The 22,833-nt window shown below is 48.5% G+C and carries 17 protein-coding genes; 15 read left to right on the top strand and 2 right to left on the bottom strand.

The genetic code is table 11. From position 1 onward, the window contains the following. Positions 1 to 32: 32 nt before the first annotated feature. The 11 genes from HNQ56_RS17370 to HNQ56_RS17320 all read left to right on the top strand — a co-directional run bounded on the left by HNQ56_RS17370 (position 33) and on the right by HNQ56_RS17320 (position 13,222). Entirely contained in the window at positions 33 to 1,538 is a 1,506-nt protein-coding gene (locus tag HNQ56_RS17370; protein WP_429148851.1) for a metal ABC transporter solute-binding protein, Zn/Mn family, read from the top strand. A 1-nt stretch (position 1,539) separates the two neighbouring features. Then, positions 1,540 to 2,250 (top strand): metal ABC transporter ATP-binding protein, encoded by a 711-nt coding sequence (locus tag HNQ56_RS17365; protein ID WP_429148850.1) that lies wholly within the window; start codon positions 1,540 to 1,542, stop codon positions 2,248 to 2,250. Further along, positions 2,243 to 3,070, top strand: a complete 828-nt coding sequence (locus HNQ56_RS17360; protein WP_429148848.1) for a metal ABC transporter permease — start codon at positions 2,243 to 2,245, stop codon at positions 3,068 to 3,070. Before HNQ56_RS17365 ends, HNQ56_RS17360 begins: the two co-directional genes overlap by 8 nt. A 92-nt stretch (positions 3,071 to 3,162) precedes the next feature. Then, entirely contained in the window at positions 3,163 to 3,750 is a 588-nt protein-coding gene (locus HNQ56_RS17355) for a TIGR03943 family putative permease subunit (RefSeq protein WP_429148846.1), read from the top strand. A gap of 362 nt (positions 3,751 to 4,112) precedes the next feature. Next, positions 4,113 to 5,165, top strand: a complete 1,053-nt coding sequence (locus HNQ56_RS17350; protein WP_429148845.1) for an acyltransferase family protein — start codon at positions 4,113 to 4,115, stop codon at positions 5,163 to 5,165. 324 nt (positions 5,166 to 5,489) lie between these two features. Continuing rightward, entirely contained in the window at positions 5,490 to 8,138 is a 2,649-nt protein-coding gene (mgtA, locus tag HNQ56_RS17345) for a magnesium-translocating P-type ATPase (protein ID WP_429148843.1), read from the top strand. A 93-nt stretch (positions 8,139 to 8,231) separates the two neighbouring features. Next, positions 8,232 to 8,780 carry a nitroreductase family protein gene (locus tag HNQ56_RS17340; protein WP_429148842.1) on the top strand — a complete coding sequence of 183 codons (549 nt, stop codon included), beginning with the start codon at positions 8,232 to 8,234 and terminating at the stop codon, positions 8,778 to 8,780. Continuing rightward, positions 8,770 to 9,480, top strand: a complete 711-nt coding sequence (locus tag HNQ56_RS17335; protein ID WP_429148839.1) for an AlkZ-related protein — start codon at positions 8,770 to 8,772, stop codon at positions 9,478 to 9,480. The genes HNQ56_RS17340 and HNQ56_RS17335 overlap by 11 nt, the downstream gene beginning before the upstream one ends. A gap of 292 nt (positions 9,481 to 9,772) precedes the next feature. Next, positions 9,773 to 10,573, top strand: a complete 801-nt coding sequence (locus tag HNQ56_RS17330; RefSeq protein WP_429148838.1) for a hypothetical protein — start codon at positions 9,773 to 9,775, stop codon at positions 10,571 to 10,573. 12 nt (positions 10,574 to 10,585) lie between these two features. Further along, the gene (locus HNQ56_RS17325; protein WP_429148836.1) at positions 10,586 to 11,731 is read left to right on the top strand and encodes an ATP-binding protein; all 1,146 of its coding nucleotides are present in this window, start codon (positions 10,586 to 10,588) and stop codon (positions 11,729 to 11,731) included. A 15-nt stretch (positions 11,732 to 11,746) separates the two neighbouring features. Beyond that, positions 11,747 to 13,222: a vWA domain-containing protein gene (locus tag HNQ56_RS17320; RefSeq protein WP_429148834.1), complete on the top strand. Its 1,476-nt coding sequence runs from the start codon at positions 11,747 to 11,749 to the stop codon at positions 13,220 to 13,222. A gap of 135 nt (positions 13,223 to 13,357) precedes the next feature. Here the strand turns inward: HNQ56_RS17320 and HNQ56_RS17315 are convergent, their stop codons facing one another. Both HNQ56_RS17315 and HNQ56_RS17310 read right to left on the bottom strand, forming a co-directional pair. Further along, positions 13,358 to 14,800, bottom strand: a complete 1,443-nt coding sequence (locus HNQ56_RS17315; RefSeq protein WP_429148833.1) for a sulfatase-like hydrolase/transferase — start codon at positions 14,798 to 14,800, stop codon at positions 13,358 to 13,360. 18 nt (positions 14,801 to 14,818) lie between these two features. Then, positions 14,819 to 16,255 (bottom strand): sulfatase family protein, encoded by a 1,437-nt coding sequence (locus HNQ56_RS17310; RefSeq protein WP_429148831.1) that lies wholly within the window; start codon positions 16,253 to 16,255, stop codon positions 14,819 to 14,821. A gap of 373 nt (positions 16,256 to 16,628) precedes the next feature. Between HNQ56_RS17310 and HNQ56_RS17305 the strand changes: the two genes are divergently transcribed. The 4 genes from HNQ56_RS17305 (at position 16,629) to HNQ56_RS17290 (ending at position 22,755) form a co-directional block, all read left to right on the top strand. Beyond that, positions 16,629 to 17,981 carry a hemolysin family protein gene (locus tag HNQ56_RS17305; protein WP_429148829.1) on the top strand — a complete coding sequence of 451 codons (1,353 nt, stop codon included), beginning with the start codon at positions 16,629 to 16,631 and terminating at the stop codon, positions 17,979 to 17,981. A 25-nt stretch (positions 17,982 to 18,006) separates the two neighbouring features. Beyond that, entirely contained in the window at positions 18,007 to 19,062 is a 1,056-nt protein-coding gene (locus HNQ56_RS17300) for an AraC family transcriptional regulator (protein WP_429148827.1), read from the top strand. A 333-nt stretch (positions 19,063 to 19,395) separates the two neighbouring features. Continuing rightward, on the top strand, positions 19,396 to 20,895 hold the full coding sequence (gene araA, locus HNQ56_RS17295) for an L-arabinose isomerase (protein ID WP_429148825.1): 1,500 nt from the start codon (positions 19,396 to 19,398) through the stop codon (positions 20,893 to 20,895). Between the two features lie 243 nt (positions 20,896 to 21,138). Beyond that, positions 21,139 to 22,755 carry a xylulokinase gene (locus HNQ56_RS17290; protein ID WP_429148823.1) on the top strand — a complete coding sequence of 539 codons (1,617 nt, stop codon included), beginning with the start codon at positions 21,139 to 21,141 and terminating at the stop codon, positions 22,753 to 22,755. Positions 22,756 to 22,833: the final 78 nt, after the last annotated feature.

The following is a 22,833-nucleotide window of genomic DNA, read 5'->3' as shown; positions in this document are numbered from 1 at the left end:
CGCCTAAAACCAAGAATATGGAGGTTATTTTTATGAAAAAGAGTATTTCAATCATGCTTATGTTAATCCTTATCATCACAGTCATGAGCGGATGTGCCAAATCTGGCAATCCTTCGGATTCCGCGGATAAGATAAGTGTCGTTTCCACCATTTTTGCCCCCTATGATTTTGTAAGAGAAATCGTCGGGGACAAAGCCGAGATTACCATGCTGCTCCCGCCCGGCTCCGAAAGCCATTCTTACGAGCCTACGCCCCAGGACATAATTAAAATTCAAAACTGCGATGTGTTTGTCTATGTCGGCGGCGATTCGGATGCGTGGGTGCATGAGGTGCTGGAATCCATGGACACCAGTAAAATGAAGATTATCACCCTCATGGACTGTGTGGAGGCTGTGGAAGAAGAGCTCGTCGAGGGGATGGAGGATGACCATGGGCACGACCATGGCAGTGAAGATTTTGATCCAGCCAATGTCAAAGACCGTCCGATGAGTGATTTTAACGGCGGCTGGATCTCCGGCATCCCTCTCATAAACGACGGCTCTCTTGACGAATATATTGAGCATACCGCTGAGGAAAACCAGCTCACATGGGAGGAAAGAAAAGCAGCCCTGCTTACGCAATGGGCTTCCGATTACGATAACCTTACCATCGACAACAACACCTTAACAATTGGTACGCTTTCCGGTGAATACGCATACAAGGGTTATCAAATCACAGAATCCGATCATGGAGCTTCTGTGTGGTATAATTTTGAGATTGTCACCCCGGTGGAAGGGCTGCCCTCCTATCTGTCCTTTCATGATCATGAATACGGATACGAAGAAGAACATCATGACGAAGATGAGCACGAAGAAGAACACGAAGAAATCGGGCATATACACTTGAAATACGGAAATGAGGGCTTTGATGCGCTTATTTCGAAGGAGGACTGGGCCGCTTTCTACTTTGACAGCAGCCATTCCGGCAAGGAAATCGGAGAGTTTATGGCCGGACATGAACACGAAGATGCCGAATTAGACGAGCATGTATGGACCTCCCCCAGAAACGCAAAGCTGATTGTTCAAAAGATTTCCGATGCACTTTGTGAAGCGGACAGTACAAACGCTGAACTCTACAAAGAAAATACAGCGTCATATCTCACTCAGTTAGATGAGCTTGACGCGGCGTTCCGGGAAGTTGCGGCCTCGGCCTCCCATAAAACACTCATTTTCGGCGACCGCTTTCCATTCCGGTATTTAGTGGACGCCTATGGCCTGGAATACTTTGCAGCCTTCCCCGGCTGCTCTACGGAAACGGAGGCCAGCGCTGCCACGGTGGCTTTCCTGATCGATAAAACAAAGGCGGAGAGCATACCTGTTGTATTCCATATCGAGCTGTCCAATCAAAAGATGGCCGATACCATAAGCGAGGCAACCGGGGCAAAGGTACTGCTTCTCCACTCCTGCCACAATGTTACCAAGGCTGAAATCGAAAGCGGCGTCAGCTATCTCGATTTAATGAAGCAGAATGTAGAGAATTTAAAGGAGGCACTGAGATAATATGGCTCTTATCACTTGTCAAAACGCTTCTTTTGCTTATGATGGCATTCCGGCCGTCAGCGGCCTCAGCTTTGAGGTTCAAAAGGGTGATTACCTATGCATCGTCGGAGAAAACGGTTCCGGCAAAAGTACTCTCATAAAAGGCCTGCTGCGGTTAAAGGCACCGCAGAGCGGAAGTATTTTGATGGGTGATGGCCTGAAGGCAGCTGAAATCGGATATCTTCCGCAGCAAACCGCCGCTCAGAAAGACTTTCCCGCCAGCGCATATGAGGTGGTCCTTTCAGGACGCCTCAGCGCCCGAGGCATACGCCCCTTTTATTCGCGGACAGACCGGGCAATGGCAGAGGAGAACCTTCGCCGTCTTGGCATTGAAGCTTTGAGAAACCGTTGTTACAGAGAATTGTCCGGCGGCCAGCAGCAGCGCGTGCTGCTGGCGCGGGCTCTCTGTGCAACCCAAAAGCTCCTGCTGCTGGATGAGCCGGTTGCCGGGCTGGACCCCCTGGTTACCCAGGAGCTGTACCGCTTAATCCAGAAAATCAACAAGGATACCGGTATTACTATTATTATGGTCTCTCATGATATCCGCAGTGCGGTAAAATTTGCCGGGCACATTCTGCATTTGCGAAATCAGCAGGTGTTTTACGGGAAAACAGAGGACTACATAAGGTCCCGCATTGGCATTGATTTTTTGGGAGGTGAATACAATGATTAGCACATTAATAGAGATGTTTTCCTATACCTTTCTCGTTCGTGCCGTTGTGGTGGGACTGCTGGTCTCCCTCTGCGCGGCCCTGCTGGGCATCAGCCTTGTGCTGAAACGTTACTCCATGATAGGCGACGGGCTTTCCCATGTGGGCTTCGGCACCTTGGCGATTGCCACAGCCATGAATGCGGCTCCCCTTGCCGTTTCCATCCCTATTGTGATATTGGCAGCTTTCCTGCTTCTGCGCATCAGCGAAAACAGTAAAATTAAGGGGGATGCCGCTATCGCACTGATTTCCACAAGTGCCCTGGCTGTGGGGGTTGTGGTGATATCCCTCACCACCGGCATGAATACCGATGTTTGCAATTACATGTTTGGCAGCATCCTTGCCATGAGCAAAGACGATGTGGCGTTGAGTATTGTACTGGCCATTGTGGTTCTTGTCTTATTTGTGCTGTTCTACAACAAAATATTTGCGGTTACCTTTGACGAAACCTTTGCCCGGGCCACCGGTACAAAAACAGGACTTTACAACATGCTCATTGCCTTTCTAACTGCGATTACTATTGTGCTGGGCATGAGGATGATGGGGGCGCTTTTGATTTCCAGCTTAATTATTTTCCCCGCTCTCACCTCCATGCGAACCTGCAAGACCTTTCGAAGCGTGACAATATGCTCCGCCATTGTATCCGTTATCTGCTTTTTTACCGGGGTGGTCATTTCATATGTTTATGCTACTCCAACAGGTGCAAGCGTCGTTATTATCAATATTGCTGCCTTTCTGGTTTTTTGGATCATCGGCAGCAGGAAGGGAAGGGCAGGGCAATGAAAAGACCGGTAATAATTTTTTTACTTTGTATTTTTTTATTAAGCGGATGCAGCAATGCTTCCCCTGCTCCGAATACGGCTTCACAATCCGATATGAAAACACCCCCGGTAAGCTTACCGTCAGATAACTCGTCTGAAGAAGGCAGTTCAGAAGTTCTGCCCTCCCCGGATGCATCCGGCAACACGCTGCCCTCCGGTGATACTGCAGGAGAAACCAGCAATGCAACACAAACCGGCAATTCAACGGAAGTTGGTAATGCAGTAGAAATTGATGATACAACAGGGGTTGGTGATGCAGGGATTGGTGATGCAGCAGAGATTGACGGCGTCGTGGAGATTCGGGAGAAGATGTTCATCGCGCAGACCAACGATATCTATCTCAACTCGGAGGACTATCTGGGAAAAACAATAAAATATGAAGGTATCTTCAAATCCTCCTACTGGGAGGAGGATGACACCACCTACCATTTTGTTATCCGTTATGGCCCCGGCTGCTGCGGCTATGATGGTGAGGCCGGATTTGAAGTCAATTGGGACGGAGGCTGGCCGCAGGAGGATGATTGGTGTGAGGTCATCGGCGTGCTGGAGGAATATGAAGTAAACGGACAGACCTATTTACAGCTTGCTCTCACATCGCTTACCGTCTTAGAGAAGCGCGGTGAAGAGTTCGTATCCCAATAATTGCCCGCTTTTCATCGGGCTGTTCACACATATCCCCTCTTTATGAGAGTTCAGCCTGGAGCAGACAGGAGAGCATGGTGCTCCCGTAATGCACTGTATGGAAGAGATGGGATTGGATTTGTATGGCACAGACGAACAGGTTTGTACGGATGTGACATTCAAATCCAGTCATATGTCTTCCATCCTGTGTGTGAGGGAGCACCATGCTCTCCTGTCTGCTCCAGGCTGAACTCTCCCTCCCCTTTTCATAACACTTTATTTATTATTTACTTCGGGACGAAGACACAGTATAATATGAGCAGATATCATACCGATTGAGGACGATATTATTATTAAAAGAGGGACAGGAGATTTATTTGGTCATGACGAAACAGACAGAGACAGCAATAAGAGCGGAAGGCAGCGACAGAATCTATTTATACGACAACATCAGGGGATTTCTTATTTTTCTTGTTGTTTTCGGACATATTATGAATCTGGGCTGGTACAATAATGATATCACCAAAACAATTTATATTTTTATTTATTTTTTTCATATGCCGGCCTTTATCTTTATGTCCGGGTATTTTTCAAAAAATGTTGCCAAATGCCGCGAAACCGCATTAGTTAACTATTTTGTTCCTTATCTTTTTCTGGTTGTTTTTGTTTTTATACAGATGAAGCTGCTGCCGATTCCAGGAGAACCGGAATTTGTTTTCCGTGTCTTTTCGGTTCCCTCCGGCTGCTGGTTCCTGTTCGCAATGTTTGTATGGAAGCTTTTAATCAAAGATATTGCAAGGCTCCGGTTTTCCATTCCTCTTTTTCTCCTGTTGGGGCTGCTCTCCGGATTCAGCCATGAGTTTGGATTCAAATTTTCCCTTGGAAGAATCTGCGCCTTCAGCATTTTCTTTATTCTGGGGTTCTATACAGAGGAAAAGCATGTTGCTTTTATCCGGCGGATTCCCTGGGTGGTATCCTGCCTCCTCCTGTATCCCCTCTACCGGATTGCGCAATATTACGGGGCGGTACGTAAAATCCCTATCGATCTGGTGATGAACAAGGGAGCCTACCGGGATGAATTTATCATGGAAGATTTTATTTTCCGCCTTGTTTATTACGTCATTGCGGCGATTTTCATCTTAATCCTTATTAACCTGTTTCCAAAAAAGAAAACCTTCCTGTCAAAGATCGGAAGAAACTCCTTCCCCGTATACATATTTCACACCCTGCTGGTACGCTTCATTGATACCGCTACCTATGACTATGCCAGGTTCAAGGAATCCCCTGTACTCTACCTGATTTTTATTGCTGTGATGTCCGTTATTGTGACTTATCTGTTGTCCAGGGACATCTGTATGCGCGCGCTCAATGGGTTTTTGAGTTTTGTCAGTAAAATTATATTCCGGCCTTCCGGAGACGTATCTGCCCCAGGCTGATCTCCAGCCCCTTTTCTAGTTTTAGGATATATCGTTTGACCCTTTGCCGTTTCAATGCTATAATGGTTTTATCACCAAAAATTTGAAAGGAAGTGAGACAATGGACGGTAACCCCCGAGAACCCCTAAGTTATTTTAACACCCAATATGAAAACATTGACCAATGGGTCGGTATTTGCTCCGGGCTTTTGTCCATTGTGCCTTTCTGGCTGATGGATTAAATCGCCTTGTCTTCTGCCGTCTGTTGGGGCGGCTTTTTTTGTTGCCTTTTTAATGCTTTCACTGGGAATACTAATTAAAGAAAGGAATGATACCAGTGAATTTCATGAACAAAAAAAATCTTTTAACACAGGTTCAAAAAAACAAGCATGATATTGAAGCAGCACTTAGCTCGTATGCGTTTCTTACTGCCACGGAGCTGTTCTCACAGTTTTCCACCAGTCAGGCGGGGCTGACCGGCAGTGACGCGGGCGACAGGTTGAATGAATTCGGAAGAAACATCATAACCACAGGAAATAAAAATACGTTACTTCACAGATTAAGGGAAGCGATTATCAATCCCTTTAATGTCATCCTGCTGCTTATTGCAGTGGTAACCTATTTTACAGATGTCGTGGCCTCATCAAGGCCGGATTATTTCACTATAATCATTATTGTATCCCTTGTGCTCCTCTCCAGCCTGGTTGCTTTTGTTCAGAACCAGCGATCCAACACCGCCGCAGAAAAGCTGGCGAAAATGATTTCTAACAAATCCGAGGTTTGGCGGGATGGATGTTTGGTTGAAATCTCCATGGAGGAGATCGTTCCCGGAGATATTGTCCGGCTCTCGGCGGGTGATATGCTCCCGGCGGATGTACGGTTCTTAATGACAAAGGATACCTTCGTAGCTCAGGCAGCCTTAACCGGTGAATCCAATCCCGTGGAGAAATTCAGCAATATGCCTGCCAGAACAGGGCAGGATAGGCCTGATGCATTTACAGACCTGCAGACCATAGGTTTCATGGGTTCCAACATCGTCAGCGGCAGTGCTGCAGCAATCGTACTGGCAACCGGCAATGACACATATTTTGGGTCCATGGCAAAATCCCTGTCCGGTGACAGGGCAAAAACCAGCTTTGAATGCGGTGTTGATTCTGTCAGCAGACTATTGGTCCGCATGATGCTTGTGATGGTTCCCATCGTATTTTTAATCAACGGTTTGGCAAAGAACAACTGGCCGGGTGCCCTGCTTTTTTCCATCAGCATTGCGGTAGGGCTTACGCCGGAGATGCTTCCCGTTATTATGACCTCCACACTGGCCAAGGGCGCAGTAACCATGGCAAAGCACAAGGTCATTGTCCGCACCCTTGGCGCCATACAGACCTTCGGGGAAATGGATGTGCTTTGCACTGATAAAACCGGCACCCTGACAGAAGATAAGATCGTGCTGGAAAAGTATATGAACCTCCACGGCGAGGATGATACCCGTGTTCTGCGCCATGCATATCTCAACAGTTATTTTCAGACAGGACTGAAAAATCTCATTGACCTTGCCATCATCAACCGGGCAGCACAAAGCGGACTGGAGGATATTCCCGGAAACTATAGCCGGGTGGATGAAATTCCTTTTGACTTTACGCGGCGCAGAATGAGTGTGGTCCTGGAGAATCAACACGGAAAACGCACACTCATAACAAAGGGTGCAGTAGAAGAGCTGCTTGGGATTTCCTCCTTTGTAGAGATGAATGGGCATGTCCTTTCCATGGATGAAGAAACCCGCCGTGTCGCACTGGAAACCTATGAAAAATATAACGCGGAAGGCCTGCGTATGATTGCCGTGGCACAGAAAAATGAGGTTCCCGACACGGACACCTTTAGCGTATCCGATGAAAAGAATATGGTTCTCATCGGTTTCATCGGATTTCTGGATCCGCCAAAGGAAAGCGCCCGATCCGCTATCGCCGCACTCAAGGAACACGGCGTGCGGACTGTCGTCCTTACGGGAGACAGTGAGGGCGTGGCCAGGAAGGTTTGCGGCAAGGTAGGTGTGAATACTTCCCTTCTGCTGACGGGCCGTGATATAGAGCAAATGGATGATGCTGCATTATTGACTGCTGTCAGAACCTGCGATTTGTTTGCAAAATTATCTCCCTCCCAAAAGGAACGGGTGGTTAAGACCTTCCAGGCTGCAGGGCATACCGTCGGCTATATGGGGGACGGAATTAATGACGCACCGCCGCTGCGCCAGGCAGATGTGGGAATCTCCGTGGACTCTGCGGTGGATATTGCCAAGGAGACCTCCGACATCATCCTGCTGAAAAAGGATCTGATGGTCCTGGAAGAAGGCGTGATCGAAGGCCGCCGCACCTTTGGAAATATTATTAAATATATTAAAATGGCCGCCAGCGGTAATTTCGGAAACATGCTCTCTGTCATTGCCGCCAGCATTTTTCTTCCGTTTTTGCCCATGCTGCCGGTACAGATCCTGACACAGAATTTATTATGCGATTTCTCACAAATGGGAATCCCCTTTGACAGCGTGGACTCAGAATATATCAGAAAGCCGCGCAAATGGGAAATGGGCTCCATCAAATCCTTTATGGCTTTCATGGGCCCCCTTAGCTCCGTCTTTGACATCCTGTGCTTCGCCGTTATGTGGCGGGCCATCGGTGCCAATACCTCCGGTCTGTCGCCGCTGTTCCAATGCGGATGGTTTGTATTCGGCACCGTATCCCAGGTGCTGGTCATCCACGTAATTCGCACGGGCAAACTGCCATTTTTGCAGAGCAGGCCCTCCGCACCCTTGTTTCTTTCCACCTTTATTGTAGCGGTGATTGCGCTGATAACCGGCTTTACAGGCTTTTCAGTCGGTCTGGATATGCTCCCTCTGCCGGTATCCTTTCTCCCGTGGCTTGCACTGCTTCTCGCCGGATACTTTCTTTCCACACAGCTGGTAAAAAAGGTCTATGTCAGGCGTTATCAGGAATGGCTGTAAATGGCTGTAGTGTGGCTTTCTTTCTTTCGGAAAATATGATATGATAGGAAAGAAAAGGATTGCTCTATTGACAGACAGAAAGGATGAAGAATTATGAATGAAACTCTCCGTACCATTGCCCAGCGCTATTCCTGCCGTGCCTATGACGGGCGCTTACCTGAAAGAGAAACGCTGGAGGCGCTGGCTATGGCCGCCGCTCAGTCCCCCAGCGGCTTGAACCGCCAGCCCTGGCAGATTATTGTAATCACCAACAAAGCTCTGATTGAAGAAATGGACGCAGAAGGCATGCGCATTCTCGCTGAGGCGGAGGATAAGAGCACCTATGAACGGTTCATGAGCCGAGGCGGAACTTTGTATTACAATGCCCCCTGCATGTTTCTGATCCTGAAACAGCCCGGCACTGAGATAGATACCGGTATTGTCAGTGAGAACATCTCCCTGGCTGCAGCCTCCCTTGGCCTGGGCAGTGTTATCTGCGGTATGGCCGCCATTCCCTTCAACGGGCCAAAAGGCAGCATTTACAAACAGAAGATCGGTTTTCCTGACGGATGGGAATTCGGTGTTGCCGTTTTGACAGGCTATGCGAAGTCTCCGGGCACCCCTCACGAACCCGACACCTCCAAGATAAGATATGTGGAATAAGATGCAGATAAAAAACTATAACGACTTTGTAACCGCCTTGTTAGAGGCCGGATTTGCCATGGGCGGCGGCAACAGCGAGGGGATCTATTCCGTGATCCCGTGGAGCTGGAATGAACAGCCGCCCTATGAAACTCCGGTTTGCTGGCACACCGGCGACCCGGAGACCGATCCGTGGGAATGGCGGATGCGCGTGCTGGATGAGCGCAATGATATCGCTTACGCTAAGGTCTTTTTTAAGAAAAGCGGATATATCACCAGGGAATGGATCCCCTATTTTCTCGCTGCCCGCAGAGGCAGTCTGAGCTTTGAGGAGGAATACCAGACCGGAGTAATCAGCCATTTTGCGAAGCGTATTTATAACGTGCTGCTGGAATACCGGACCCTGCCTCTGCACGCCATCAAGCAGCTGGCGGGCTTTGGAAAAGAGGATAAGTCCGGATTTGACCGTGCTCTGGTTGAATTGCAGATGAAAATGTATCTTACTATGTGCGGCAGGCAGCAGAAGATTTCTCAAAAAGGAGAAGCATACGGCTGGTCCTCCACGGTGTTCTGCCTGACCGAGACCTTCTGGGGCGACGAGGTGATGGAAGCCGCTGCAAAGCTGGACAGACACCGGGCCTTCCGGAAGATTTCGGAGCACGTCTGCCTGCTCAATCCGAATGCAGAGCAGAAAAAAATAATGAAATTTATAAACGGTTAGAAAAGAGGCCGTTGCAATGTTTTTGCAACGGCCTCTTGCTGCCCTCTTTTATAAAATATCCTTCCCCACCCATTCATTCTATAGACCCTTTCTTAATCTGATGATATAATGTCGACAGACATTATATCTGTGCCGACCGAAGAGAGTGTGCATAATCGTCACGAAGTGACGCATAATGTCCACGATGAGCAGATTAGTCCATAACAGCTATGGTATTAATCTGGCTTGCTTGAAGCAATACCATAGCTGTTGTGGATAAGTGCAACGTGAACGAAAGGAGCCGCAAAGCCATATGGACAATATGCAGCTTATTAAGACCCTTGAGATAAATCCTCATATCATCACATCGATCCCTCATCCCACGGATGAGATGAAATTAATTGCTGTCAGGAAAAATGGCCTTTTGCTGGAATATATAGAGAATCCCACCCGGGAGATGGAGGAGCTTGCCCTGGAAAATAACGCCCGGGCAATTCAATTCATCCATAATCCCACAGAAGCGATGATGCTTCAGGCAATCGAGAGCGGATGGACCAATCTGGAATATATGAAGCATCCCACGGATACCGTCATTCATCGGGCGGTCAGTCAAGCCGGCTGGGCGATCAAATATGTGAATAACCCAAGTGAAGAACTGCAATTATTGGCGGTACAAAAGAATTACGATGCGATACGGTTTATCAAATCCCCCTGTGAGAGCGTACAGCTGGAGGCGGTGAAAGAAAATTATGAGGCATTAAGATTGATTGCATCCCCTTCTCACGCCGCCCGGGTGACCGCCGTTAAGAGCAATGAAGAGGCCATTAAATATATCAACGATCTGGATAAGGATAACATACTGGAATTTTTAAAAATTAACTTTCTTGTAATCAAATATGTGATGAATGCCATCTCAAAAGAGGAATTGGAGGAAGTTCTGAGGGAGGTGCTTTCCCGGGAAACAGTGGAAGAACGCTATGTCCGGGATTTTCTGAATTACACCACCCTGGACTACTCTGATATCAGGCAGATGGATAAACTCCGCTTCATTCATCAGTACGGAAGCAAAAAAGCAAAGAAAATAACGGTGGACGAGAAGCTGAAGATGAGATAGGAGCAAGCTGATATGAATTATAGAGATACCCTGGAAAGTGTTGAATTGGTGCTGGCCACCAAAGAAGTTCCCCTGATTGTAGGGGAAAGCGGCATTGGGAAAACAGCCCTGGCCAAAGATATTGCAGAGAAAAATAACTGGAGCCTGATTGTGATTGACGGCAATCTTCTAAAGGAGGGTGAGATCGGCGGCCTTCCTGCAATCGAGACCTACGCATCAACAGATGAAAATGGCAGGATAACCGAAAGAAAAACCACGGTTTACGCCGTCCATTATAAGTTAAGGGAAATTGACGAGGTACTGTCTAAGGGAAATACCGTGCTTTTATTCATTGATGAAATTAACCGCTGTGAGCATACGGTTCAGCAGGAGCTTATGAATCTGATCCTGAACAGAGAAATCAACGGATATCAGCTTCATGAAAGTGTCAAAATCATTGCCGCTATGAATCCCTCCGGCAAATATGGCGCAAATTATGATTATCAGGTAGTGGATATGGACGCCGCCCAGGAGAACCGTTTTGTATGGCTAACCATGGAGCCGGACCATCTCCAGTGGCTGGATTGGGCCATGGGGGCCGGAATTCATCCCAAAATCATGGAATTCATCTCCACCTTCCCGGAATATCTGAATAAATCCGGGCAGGACGGTATAAAGGCAACCCCGCGGAGCTATGAGCGCATCTCCAAGGCATACCAGGTCTATAAGGAAAGGGGGGATATCCCCCGACCCGTATTTTTAAATTTCCTGAGAGGAAATGTGGGAAGAATGATTGCTGAGGAGTGCATCCGCTTTCTCGAAGCCGATCACGCTCCTCTTCTCTCCTATGCCGACGTTTTTACAGACGGCCCGCTTCCTGCTTCCCTCCCGGAGCGGATTGGGAAGGAAAGCCATACCAGACTTTATCTGGCGGCAAAGAATATTTTAAGAACAATGGAGGCAAGGTTAGCAGAGAGCACTCTTATGCCGCCGGATTCTCTTCTGTTAATTTGCCGGCTCATTGATCTGCTAAGAATGTACCCTGCCGACTTGAGAATCGGTATCATGAAGGAGATCAAAGCAAGCGATCCGGCTATCTACCGGCTGGCGATTAAAGAGGAAGCCTTCGTCGCACTCTATTTTGAATCCTATGGTTTTTCCGATCCCACTCTTGGATAAGAGGTGAATTTATAGATGGATACTTATTTTTACAGTCAGGTAAAGAAGCTTCGCCAACAGGTCTATAAGCTGATGAAAACCTTCTCCCATGCCGGTTCCCATACCGTTCCATTCACCATAAGCCTGCCTGATTCCTTTCGGCAGGAGTTCTTCCGCCTGGTGGATCAGGTAAATCTTGGCCTGATGGAGGACCGGGATAATTTCTATGGGTATTTTTTATTCCAGATGGCAAGGGAACTGCGTTTTGATATCAGCAGCCCTGCTGCCGTTAATTTTAAAAACGCAGGGTATGTAATCTATTTCAATCCCCTGATCTTCCTGAGGATGGATCTCAGGCAGATGGAAAGCACCATCAAGCACGAAATCCTCCATATCCTGTCCATGCATCTTCTTCGGGCCAGGGGATTCCACGAGAGATACCACCCCTTAGCCGTTAATATGGCTATGGATATTGCGGTCAACAAATACCTGGACCCTGTTCCGCCCTACTCCACCACTCTGGAATGGGTAAATTCACACTATGGTTTACGGCTCGCGCCCTATGCCCCATTTGAGTATTACATTGAGGAACTTCAAAAAGTTATGAGCTTTGCCGATGTAACTCGCCCCGGCGTGGAAGACACAGAAAAAGAAGCAGCAAGGACGAAGCAGGAAGCACCGGAAGCAGAACAAGACACGGAGGAAGAACCGACAATAGAAAGCGCCGCCCGGCAGGGAATAAAAACCGGATACGATCCCGCCGGAACCCATGATCTTTGGGCGGAATCGGACAATATCGAGGCCGGTATCCTTCAGGAATTCACGGAAAAGGCCGTACGGCTTTCGGAAAAGGGAGGTCTTCCGGCTTATTTGGAGACCATATTATCCTCTTTGAAAAACAGCAGAGGTGAATTGCCCTGGAATCTCTATCTGAACCGGTTGATGGGAACCATCACCGGCAGCAAGAAGAAGACGGTTACACGAAGGGACCGCCGGCAGCCGGACCGCCTGGAGCTGCGAGGCCAGCTCAGAAACCGCAGAGCAAAGATAGCCGTTGCCGTGGATATCAGCGGAAGCATTCATGAGGACGAATTTAAGCAGGCCATGACAGAGATCCTTGATATTGTTAAGAATTACAGCCATGATATTTCCATCATCGAATGTGATGATAAGATCCGGCGTATCTATAAGGTGAAGAACCAACGGGATCTGAAGGACCGAAGCAGCACCCAGGGCGGCACCGGCTTCAGTCCGGTTTTTGAATACGTTAACCAGAATCATTTTAATCTGTTAATCTATTTTACCGATGGAAAAGGAGAGGACAGGCTGAAAGTCATCCCCAAAGGGTATCCCGTCCTCTGGATTATCTCCGGAAGAGGAGACGGGCTTTCCTTGAAGGAGCCCTATGGCACGGTTAAAAAGCTCCATGGCATCCAAGTAAAAGATTCCGTTCTGGATGCTTATGATGTGGAAAGCGGAGGCTACTCTATGAATAACCAGGAGAAGATCTGACAAAAGAGACAAGGCTTTCACGAGCTTAAAAGATATCCGGGATTACCGCTCCTTTGATAACCCCGGATCTCCTTTCTTCTTCAGCCTTCCATATCATTAACTTATTCCTTCCGTGAAGAAATTACGAAGAAATAATTACGAAGAAATGTGCTCTACATAATCTTTCAAGGTTCTTCTCATCCGTTCCAGAACTTCAAGATACTCTTCTTTCCCTGCCAGGTTATTCAATTCATAAGGATCCTCCCAGAGATCGTACAGCTCTTCGATATCGTTTTTCGTCCATATATATTTGAACTGTTCCTCCGCTATCATCTTTCCTTCACAGGGATAGGCATGACCATAAGTCTCACCGTATACCGCCCTTCTCCACCCTGCTTCCGGCTCTGTAAACAGCTTAAGAAGGTTATCTCCGTCCGTCCTGTACAGGAAGCTTGTTCCTGCTGCCCCAAGAACCGTGGGAGCCAGGTCTGTGTTGGATATCAGCTCCTTCGATACAGAATGAGGAGGAATCACGCCGGGATACCGGATTGCCAGCGGAATTCTCATAACCTCCTCCGGCAGGTAGGCCTGCTTGTCCGTATGCCCTCCATGGCAGGCAACTGCATCCCCATGATCCGAGGTCCACAGTACCATGGTGTTTTCCGTGAGACCCAATTCATCCAGCTTGTCCAGTATCAACCCGGCGGCTTCGTCCACCAGCGTAATATGAGCGTAGCATCTGGACAGAATGAGCTGCCAGTCAGCCCAAGTCCAGCTTCCGGGGCGCTTCAGCCTTTTCTTCTCGCTTATGCCTCTTCCCGTCTCAAATTGGTAAGTATCCGGTTTCTTCTTCAGCAGATCCTCATAGCTGGGATAGACCGGAATCTTCTCCGGAGGATATAATTCAACAAATTCTCTGGTAGGATGATAGGGCTGGTGAGGCCCAAAGAAATCGATTCTCAAGGAAAAAGGAGCTGTTTCTCCCTCCTCCCTTCTTCGGTGTATCTCCTCCAGCTGGCTGACCGCCGCATCCGCATAATAAAATGCTTCATGGCATTCCTTCGGTCCCTCCAGAATTCCGGCCAAAACCTCATTCAGCATATCGCGATGAAAAGCATAGCTTTCCCCTTCCTTCGCATCATCAATCCAGCCCTCTTCGCACATATTCTTTTCCACAAACATGGACGCTGCCGGAAGCCGGTTTTTCTTAATATACTCCAGATACTCCTTCTGACGATAAGGATTGTGATACTCCGGATAGGAGATTCCCGCACATCCATAATCTTCCGGACATCCTCCTCCCGCATGCCATTTTCCAAAATAATAGTTCTGATAACCTGCTCTTTGAAGTGCCTGCAGATAGTTCTCCGGCTGGTCACCCGGAATCTTAACCGCATTATTAATCTGCCCGTGTCTGGCCGGGTAGAGACCGGTGAGCATGGTTTTTCTGGAAGGACAGCATAAAGGGGATGCGCAGTAGGTACGCTCAAAGAATGCGCCCCCCTCCTTCAACCGTTCAAAATTCGGCCTCTGTATGCCCGTATGCCCATAATAGGCATGGTGATCCGTCACAATCCAAAGGATATCCGGTTTTCTCATAGCACTCTTTTCCTTTCTCTATTTTTCTCTCGGAGATAAAATCAGCCCGTAGGAATTGCTTTGCCACAGGGACAGCTCCACAATGGAATCCCCCGCCTGGGCCAGTATTTCAAACATCTCTTCCCTCCATCTGCGCAGCACGTGGGAGAAAGCGGGAAGAGGCGCCAGATTCCTCATTTCTCCGGGATCGGATTCCATATCGTATAATTCATCCACAGAGAAGGGATTGTAGATAAATTTCCACTTATCATTCCGTATCATCCGGCTGGTGACAAGGGTGCTCTCATAGCCGTTAAACTCCACCAGAATTTTCTTTCTCCATTCCGATGTCTCTTCTCCCTCCTTCATCAAAGGCAGCAGGGAGCTTCCGTCCATAGGCTGCTCCTTATCCGGAGCCGTACCTGCAAATTCCAGGAAGGTAGGGGCCAGATCCACCAGACTTACATAATTGCTGCATTCCTTTTTTTGTTCGGCCTTACCCGGCAGCTTCACAATCAAGGGAATATGGTTATCCTCCTCATACAGATTAAAGCCCTTGTTGAACATCCGATGCGCTCCCAGCATATCCCCATGATCGGAGGAGAATACAATCATGGTATCCTCATAAAGCCCTTTTTCCTTCAATTTCTCAACAATCCGTCCGATCTGCGCATCGATATAGCTGCAATATCCCCAATACACAGCCACTACCTTCTGCCAATCCTTAAAGGTCAGATGGGCGGTGTTCCATCTCATCAGCTCCTTCTGCTGAACCTCCGGTTTATTCTCAAAGGTCTCGTCAAAGTTCGCCCATCGTTCCACCAGCTCCGGATCATACATACTGCAGTACGGCTCCGGTACGGCATAGGGAAAATGCGGCCCATGAAAACCGGCACAGAGGAAAAAGGATTTGTTCTCTTCTGAAAACCGATCAATCATATCCAAAGCCTGATCCGCCACCCAGGCATCGTGATGATCCTTCTCATTTAACACCGACGGCCCCCAGAAGGGCGCTTCTCCGCCCCATTCCAGGGGCTGCACCTCATTGATTCCAAAATCATAGGAGATTCCCCGCTCCTTGAGCTCCCGGACAAAATCCTCTTCCTTTCTCCAGTCATTAAAATGCCACTGCTGCCGGCTTCCTTCTTCCCTCAGATGGAATTTGCCGATGTAACCGGTATTCCAGCCCTGTTCTTCCAGATACTGGGGGAAGCCCTTCTTCTCCAGCACCTGCTTATCAAATACTCCGTTAAAATTGCCGGTATTCGTCAATTGCCCATGATGATGGGGGTACAGCCCCGTCAATATGGATGCGCGCGCCGGTGAGCAGAGAGGGTTTGCCGTATAAGCGCAGGAAAACCTGGTCCCTTCCTTTGCAATGCGGTCCAGATTTGGTGTCAGGCACACCTTGGCGCCGTTCACCCCAACACAGTCATACCGCCATTGATCCGTTAAAAGATATACAATATTACTCATATTTTCCCCCATCCTTCATTGATTTTCTTTCAGTATATCCCAAAGACAATCTCTATAACATAGAAATATCTTATGATATTATGGTATATTCTTTAGTATGGCTTGACTGAACCGATTCTCTTTGCTATAATAAGCAAAAGGAAAGGATAGGTATATTTCCGTGGACGAAGACGCCAGCCCGTGTTATTGCGGCACATTATATTTAATGATTAATATAAACGCCCGTTAGGAGGACAATAATAATATTGTCCTTTTTGTAGTGCTTACAAATAACACCCGTACACAGATACATATTTCCTTTTTACAACATTTATAATAACAGAAAGATCAAAGCTCCCATAACAGATGGGACTAATCAGAGGAGGTTATTTTTTTGCCAGAAGGTGAGCCAATCATAGGAAAGATTATATTACAGCTTTTCTTAATTCTTTTAAATGCGTTGTTCGCATGTGCGGAAATTGCGGTTATCTCTATGAACGATAACAAGCTTGCCAAGCTTGCCGCAAGCGGGGATAAACGGGCCGTCAGGCTGACGAAGCTGCTGGAGCAGCCCGGACGTTTTCTTGCTACGATCCAGATCGGTATTACGCTTGTAAATTTATTAGGAAGTGCCTTTGCGGCAGACAACTTTTCAGGACGGCTGGTGGATGCCATGGTGTCCATGGGGGTTCCTATTCCTGTGTCCGTCCTAAGTACCCTGTCAGTAATCATAATTACCCTTATATTAACTTATTTCACCGTGACTTTGGGAGAGCTTGTTCCCAAGCGGATTGCCATGAAGAAGTCCGAGCAGCTGGCACTGGGTATGTCAAAGCTGATTTACTTTATTTCAAAGCTCTTCGCCCCGGTGGTCTGGCTGCTGACTGTTTCTGCAAACGGCCTGCTGCGCCTGCTTGGCATTAACCCCCATGACGAGGAAGACGAGAATACGGAAGAGGAAATCCGTATGATGATAGATGCAGGCAGTGAAAAAGGTACGATTCATCCCGATGAAAAGGATATGCTGCAGAATATATTTGAATTCGACGATATCTCTGCCGGAGAACTTATGACCCACAGAACAGAGGTGTCCCTGCTCTGGAATGATGAAAGCGACGAGCAATGGGAGCAGACCATTCACGAAAGCAAGCATTCCATCTACCCCATCTGCTCGGAAAGCCCGGATAATATCATCGGTATCCTGAATTCCAAGGACTATTTCCGTATGAAGGATAAATCCCGGGAAAATGTAATGAAAAATGCCGTCCAGCCTGCCTATTTCGTTCCTGAATCGGTAAAAGCCGACGTGCTGTTCCGTAACATGAAGAAATCCCGCAGCCACTTTGCCGTGGTGCTGGACGAATACGGCGGTATGAGCGGTATTATAACCATTAACGATCTGCTGGAGCAGCTGGTGGGTGATCTGGAGGATGACATCACAGCCCCGGAAGAGCTGCCTCCTATTGAACGTATTGATTCCAATACCTGGATGATCCAGGGTACCACTCCTCTGGATGAAGTGTCCCACGCTATCGGGGTAATGCTTCCGGAGGATGATTATGACACCTTCGGCGGCTTCGTATTCGGTGTTCTGGGAACCATTCCTGATGATGGAAGCACTCCCGAGGTGGAGGAATTCGGATTGGTCATTAAGGTTCAGAACATTAAGGATCACCGCCTGGAAAGTGCGCTGGTATGCCTGGCTGACACCAAATCGAAAACCAATCCGGTCACTTCGGCAACCTAACGTAAGATAGAAAGGGGATGCTGCCATGAACTCCTTTCGTCAGATTTTAGATGATCTGTATCGCAGCTGCCGGTCTGTAACAGAGAAGAACGAGATGACCAACCGGCTCATGCGTCCGGAGTATGACAGTAAATATACGGAGATCAAGAGCTTTCCGCAAAAAGATCCCGTGGAGATTTTTTTTATCGGCTGGGAGATGAAGGACGGTCAGCTGAACGCCTTTAGCCTCTCCCAGGATCATACGGCCGCCTTCCGTTACCTGCTGGGCGATGCCCGCAGGACCCAGAGCCATACCCATAATTATCTGGAGATCGCCTATGTTCTGGAGGGCGAGTTCTGCCAGAACATTCAGGGGAAGGATGTCTGGTTTTGCAAGGGGGAATGCTGCCTCATCGATACCAACTGTACCCATCAGGACTATCTGGGGGGACAGAATGCCAGGGTGGTCTTCCTGGGCATCTCCAATTATGTCTTCCATAAGGTGCTCCGGGAGAATATTCCCGAGGGCATCCTGGCGGAATTCTTCGGAACGGCCCTTCTGTCGCAGAAGGAAGTCAAGCAATTTCTTCATTTGAAGCCGAAGGATGAAACCGATGGGCGGATTGAAGAGATTCTGGGAAGCCTGTTAAAAGAGCTGAAAAACCTGGATGTGGGCTCGGAATACGTCTGCCGAGGGCTGATCAAGCGCCTTCTCTGGCATCTGTGCCTGGCCTATGATTTCAGCCTTTCCAGGGAGCAGACCAAGGAGATGAACGTCCTGATTGCCGACGAGGTGCTTCGCTATATTCGGGAAAATGCCGCAGATATTACTATTCAGGAGCTGGTTCATAAATTTCACTATAATGAAGATTATTTCAACCGCCTTCTGAAAAAGAGGGAGGGAGTTACCTACAGCGCATATTTGCAGCGGCTCCGCCTTGAGAAAGCCAGGGAGCTTCTGGAGGAAAGTGAACTGGGGATTGACGAAATTATTGAGCAGTGCGGCTATCGTAACAAGGGCTATTTTTATAAGATTTTTATTGAAAAATATAGTATGACACCCGCCAGATTCCGGGCTATGAAGCAGTCCGGGGAGTTATGACCCGGTCTGCTTTGAAGACCATCATCCTCCTACCGGTATGTTTATGCATTTTACCCGCAAATCCTCCCGAAATACTGGTATGAGCGCCATCTGCCCTCTTATATGTTGATTCTTTTTTATTGTTATCTGCCTTATAAAGTCGGAATAGGTAACTTTTGCTGTTCATTCAGTAGGATAAAGAGATTGCTGTCCGCCTCCTTTCTTGATAAGATGGTATAGTATCATTATAATTGATTATACTATGGCACTACATGCCAATATGCGCACTCCCTTTGGGCAGCGCAGGTATAGACGAAACCTAACACCATCTATCAATTAAAGGAGGTATTTTATATGTTACAAACAGGAAAAGATTATAAGTTCTGGTTCTGTACAGGCTCCCAGGATCTTTACGGCGATGCCTGCCTGGCCAAGGTTGCCGAGCACTCCCAAATCATCGTGGATCAGCTGAACAAATCCGGCCAGCTCCCCTTCGAGGTGATCTGGAAGCCTACCATGATTACCAACGAGGTAATCCGTAAGACCTTCAATGCGGCAAACGCAGATCCCGCCTGCGCCGGTGTCATCACCTGGATGCACACCTTCTCCCCCGCCAAGTCCTGGATTCTTGGCTTACAGGAGTACCGCAAGCCCCTGCTTCATTTCCATACCCAGTTCAATGAGGAAATTCCTTATGACACCATCGATATGGATTTCATGAATGAGAATCAGTCTGCTCACGGCGACCGGGAATACGGCCACATTGTAACCCGCATGGGCATTGAGCGTAAGGTGGTAGTAGGCCACTGGGCAAAGGAAAGCGTACAGAAGCAACTGGCATCCTGGATGCTCACCGCCATCGGCGTGATTGAATCCAGCCATATCCGTGTCTGCCGCGTGGGCGACAACATGAACAATGTTGCCGTTACCGAGGGCGATAAGGTGGAAGCCCAGATCAAATTCGGCTGGGAGATCGATCATTACAATATCAATGACGTGGTTGAATATGTAGATAATGTGAGCAAAGCGGATGTCGACGCGTTGGTAGAGGAATACTACAGCAAATATGATATCCTGCTGGAAGGCCGGGATGAGAAGGAGTTCCGCGAGCATGTTGCGGTGCAGGCCGGAATCGAGATCGGTTTTGAACGCTTCCTCACAGAGCGCAATTATCATGCTATCGTAACCCATTTCGGAATGCTGGGCGGATTAAAACAGCTTCCCGGACTTGCCATCCAGCGTCTGATGGAAAAGGGCTACGGCTTCGGCGGCGAAGGCGACTGGAAGACCGCTGCTATGGTTCGTTTGATGAAGATTATGACCGCCGGCGTCAAGAACGCCAAGGGAACCTCCTTCCTGGAGGATTACACCTATAATTTTGTTCCGGGCAAGGAGGGTATTCTCCAGGCTCACATGCTTGAAATCTGTCCTACCATTGCTGACGGTAAGATCTCCATTAAGGAGCAGCCTCTCTCCATGGGTGATCGTGAAGATCCCGCCCGTCTGGTGTTCACCAGCAAGACCGGCAGGGGTGTGGCTACCTCCCTGGTGGATCTGGGCACCCGCTTCCGTCTCATCATCAACGAGGTGGAATGCAAGAAGGTGGAGAAGCCGATGCCGAAGCTTCCCGTTGCCACTGCTTTCTGGACGCCCATGCCGAATCTGGAGATCGGCGCGCAGGCTTGGATTCTTGCCGGCGGTGCTCACCATACCGCATTCTCCTATGATCTGAGCGTGGATCAGATGGTGGACTGGGCCGATGCAATGGGTATTGAAAACATTGTCATTGACAAGAACACCGATATCCGTGCCCTAAAGAACGAGATGCGCTGGAATTCGGTTGCTTACCGGTAGGCTATAAGTTTATATCATCAAGAAAACGCAAGAAATAATAGCACAAATTATTTTTTGCGTTTTCTGTTAATATTCGATATAATGATTAAAGCGTCAAAAGCACCTTCGGTGCTTTCCAGATACAATATATTGCTATTGCAAGCAGGCTTGCATATCAATATATTATATCCGGAAATGTGCGCAGTACCTTTTGACGCTTTAATCATATAATCAATACATCATATGAATTGGGGGTTAATCAAATTGAATTCGGAAAACAAAGATATTACTGTAAGAAAGCAGGCTATTGCCTCCGGCAGCACCGCACTGGGAATCGAGCTGGGCTCTACCAGAATCAAGGCCGTCCTCATTGATGAGAGCCATCAGCCCATCGCCTCGGGAAGCCACGAATGGGAGAACCGTTTTATCAATAATGTATGGACTTATTCCCTGGAGGATGTCTGGAGCGGTCTGCAAAGCAGCTACCAGGCGCTGTGTGAGAATGTCCGGGAACAGTACGGCCTGGAGCTTAAGGCTGTCGGAGCCATCGGCGTGAGCGCCATGATGCACGGCTATCTGGTCTTTAATAAAGCCGGAGAGCTTCTGACTCCCTTCCGCACCTGGCGCAATACCATGACGGCACAGGCCAGCGAAGCGCTGACCGGGCTCTTTGGATATCAGATTCCCCAGCGCTGGAGCATTGCCCATCTCTATCAGGCGATTCTGAATCAGGAAGCTCATGTGGCCGATATCGCATTTCAGACCACCCTGGCAGGCTATGTCCATTGGAAGCTCACGGGAGAGAAAGTAATGGGCGTAGGGGAAGCCTCAGGAATGTTCCCCATCGATATCGAAACAAAGAATTATAATCACAGAATGGTGCAGCAGTTTGATGAGCTGGTGGCGCCCAATGGCTATTCCTGGAAGCTGGAAGATATCTTCCCCAAGGTTCTTGTGGCAGGCGAGTCCGCCGGCACACTGACTGAGGAAGGCGCCCGTCTTCTCGATCCCAGCGGTATGCTTGCCTCCGGCATTCCCTTCTGCCCTCCCGAGGGTGATGCGGGAACCGGAATGACCGCCACCAACAGCGTAAAGGTCCGCACCGGCAACGTTTCCGCCGGAACCAGCGTATTTGCCATGGTGGTGCTGGAAAAGGAGCTGTCCAGGGTTCATTCTGAGATCGATCTGGTAACCACTCCTTCCGGGGATCTGGTAGCCATGGTGCACTGCAATAACTGTACCTCGGATCTGAATGCCTGGGTATCCGTTTTCAAGGAATTTGCCGATATCACGGGGATGAAATTAGACGCCAACCAGCTCTACGGAACCCTGTACCGCAAGGCTCTGGAGGGAGCACCGGACGGCGGCGGACTGCTGGCTTACAATTATCTGTCCGGCGAGCATATTACCGGCTTTGAGGAAGGCCGTCCCTTATTTGTCCGCACCCCTGAGAGTCAGTTTAATCTGGCCAACTTCATGAGAGTGCATCTCATGACCTCCCTCGGCGTATTGAAAACCGGCCTGGATATTCTGACCCAGCAGGAGCAGGTTCAGATTCAGAATATGTACGGACATGGCGGCTTCTTCAAGACAGCAGGTGTGGGGCAGCGCATCATGGCTGCTGCCATGAACACCCCCGTATCCGTTATGGAGACTGCCGGTGAGGGCGGCCCCTGGGGTATGGCGTTATTAGCCGCTTACATGCTTCGCAAGGAGACTTCCGAAACTCTTAGCTCCTTCCTGGGCAGCAAGGTCTTCTCCAACAGCGCAGGCACGAAGCTGGCTCCTCTTCCCGAAGATGTGGAGGGCTATGATGCATTCATGAAACGCTACAGAGCAGGACTTGCCATTGAGCGTGCAGCGGTAGATTCACTGAGATAAATCATTGTGTTCTGATTTTAAGAAAACAAACTGATATATTTAGGTTAATAAAGGAAATAAAACTGGTTCTCTTTTTTC

The organism is Anaerotaenia torta (genome assembly GCF_050433395.1).
GTDB classification, from domain to species: domain Bacteria; phylum Bacillota; class Clostridia; order Lachnospirales; family Lachnospiraceae; genus Mobilitalea; species Mobilitalea torta.
This window is presented reverse-complemented; position numbering and strand designations above follow the sequence as displayed.

What these genes read in the sequence shown, in the direction of transcription:
- HNQ56_RS17300 (WP_429148827.1), top strand. Translation starts at nt 18,007, where the DNA reads ATGAACTCCTTTCGTCAGATTTTAGATGATCTGTATCGCAGCTGCCGG.
- HNQ56_RS17365 (WP_429148850.1), top strand. Translation starts at nt 1,540, where the DNA reads ATGGCTCTTATCACTTGTCAAAACGCTTCTTTTGCTTATGATGGCATT.
- HNQ56_RS17340 (WP_429148842.1), top strand. Translation starts at nt 8,232, where the DNA reads ATGAATGAAACTCTCCGTACCATTGCCCAGCGCTATTCCTGCCGTGCC.
- HNQ56_RS17335 (WP_429148839.1), top strand. Translation starts at nt 8,770, where the DNA reads ATGTGGAATAAGATGCAGATAAAAAACTATAACGACTTTGTAACCGCC.
- HNQ56_RS17355 (WP_429148846.1), top strand. Translation starts at nt 3,163, where the DNA reads ATGAAAACACCCCCGGTAAGCTTACCGTCAGATAACTCGTCTGAAGAA.
- HNQ56_RS17315 (WP_429148833.1), bottom strand. Translation starts at nt 14,800, where the DNA reads ATGAGAAAACCGGATATCCTTTGGATTGTGACGGATCACCATGCCTAT.
- HNQ56_RS17370 (WP_429148851.1), top strand. Translation starts at nt 33, where the DNA reads ATGAAAAAGAGTATTTCAATCATGCTTATGTTAATCCTTATCATCACA.
- HNQ56_RS17320 (WP_429148834.1), top strand. Translation starts at nt 11,747, where the DNA reads ATGGATACTTATTTTTACAGTCAGGTAAAGAAGCTTCGCCAACAGGTC.
- HNQ56_RS17310 (WP_429148831.1), bottom strand. Translation starts at nt 16,255, where the DNA reads ATGAGTAATATTGTATATCTTTTAACGGATCAATGGCGGTATGACTGT.
- HNQ56_RS17330 (WP_429148838.1), top strand. Translation starts at nt 9,773, where the DNA reads ATGGACAATATGCAGCTTATTAAGACCCTTGAGATAAATCCTCATATC.
- HNQ56_RS17360 (WP_429148848.1), top strand. Translation starts at nt 2,243, where the DNA reads ATGATTAGCACATTAATAGAGATGTTTTCCTATACCTTTCTCGTTCGT.
- mgtA (WP_429148843.1), top strand. Translation starts at nt 5,490, where the DNA reads ATGAACAAAAAAAATCTTTTAACACAGGTTCAAAAAAACAAGCATGAT.
- araA (WP_429148825.1), top strand. Translation starts at nt 19,396, where the DNA reads ATGTTACAAACAGGAAAAGATTATAAGTTCTGGTTCTGTACAGGCTCC.
- HNQ56_RS17350 (WP_429148845.1), top strand. Translation starts at nt 4,113, where the DNA reads ATGACGAAACAGACAGAGACAGCAATAAGAGCGGAAGGCAGCGACAGA.
- HNQ56_RS17325 (WP_429148836.1), top strand. Translation starts at nt 10,586, where the DNA reads ATGAATTATAGAGATACCCTGGAAAGTGTTGAATTGGTGCTGGCCACC.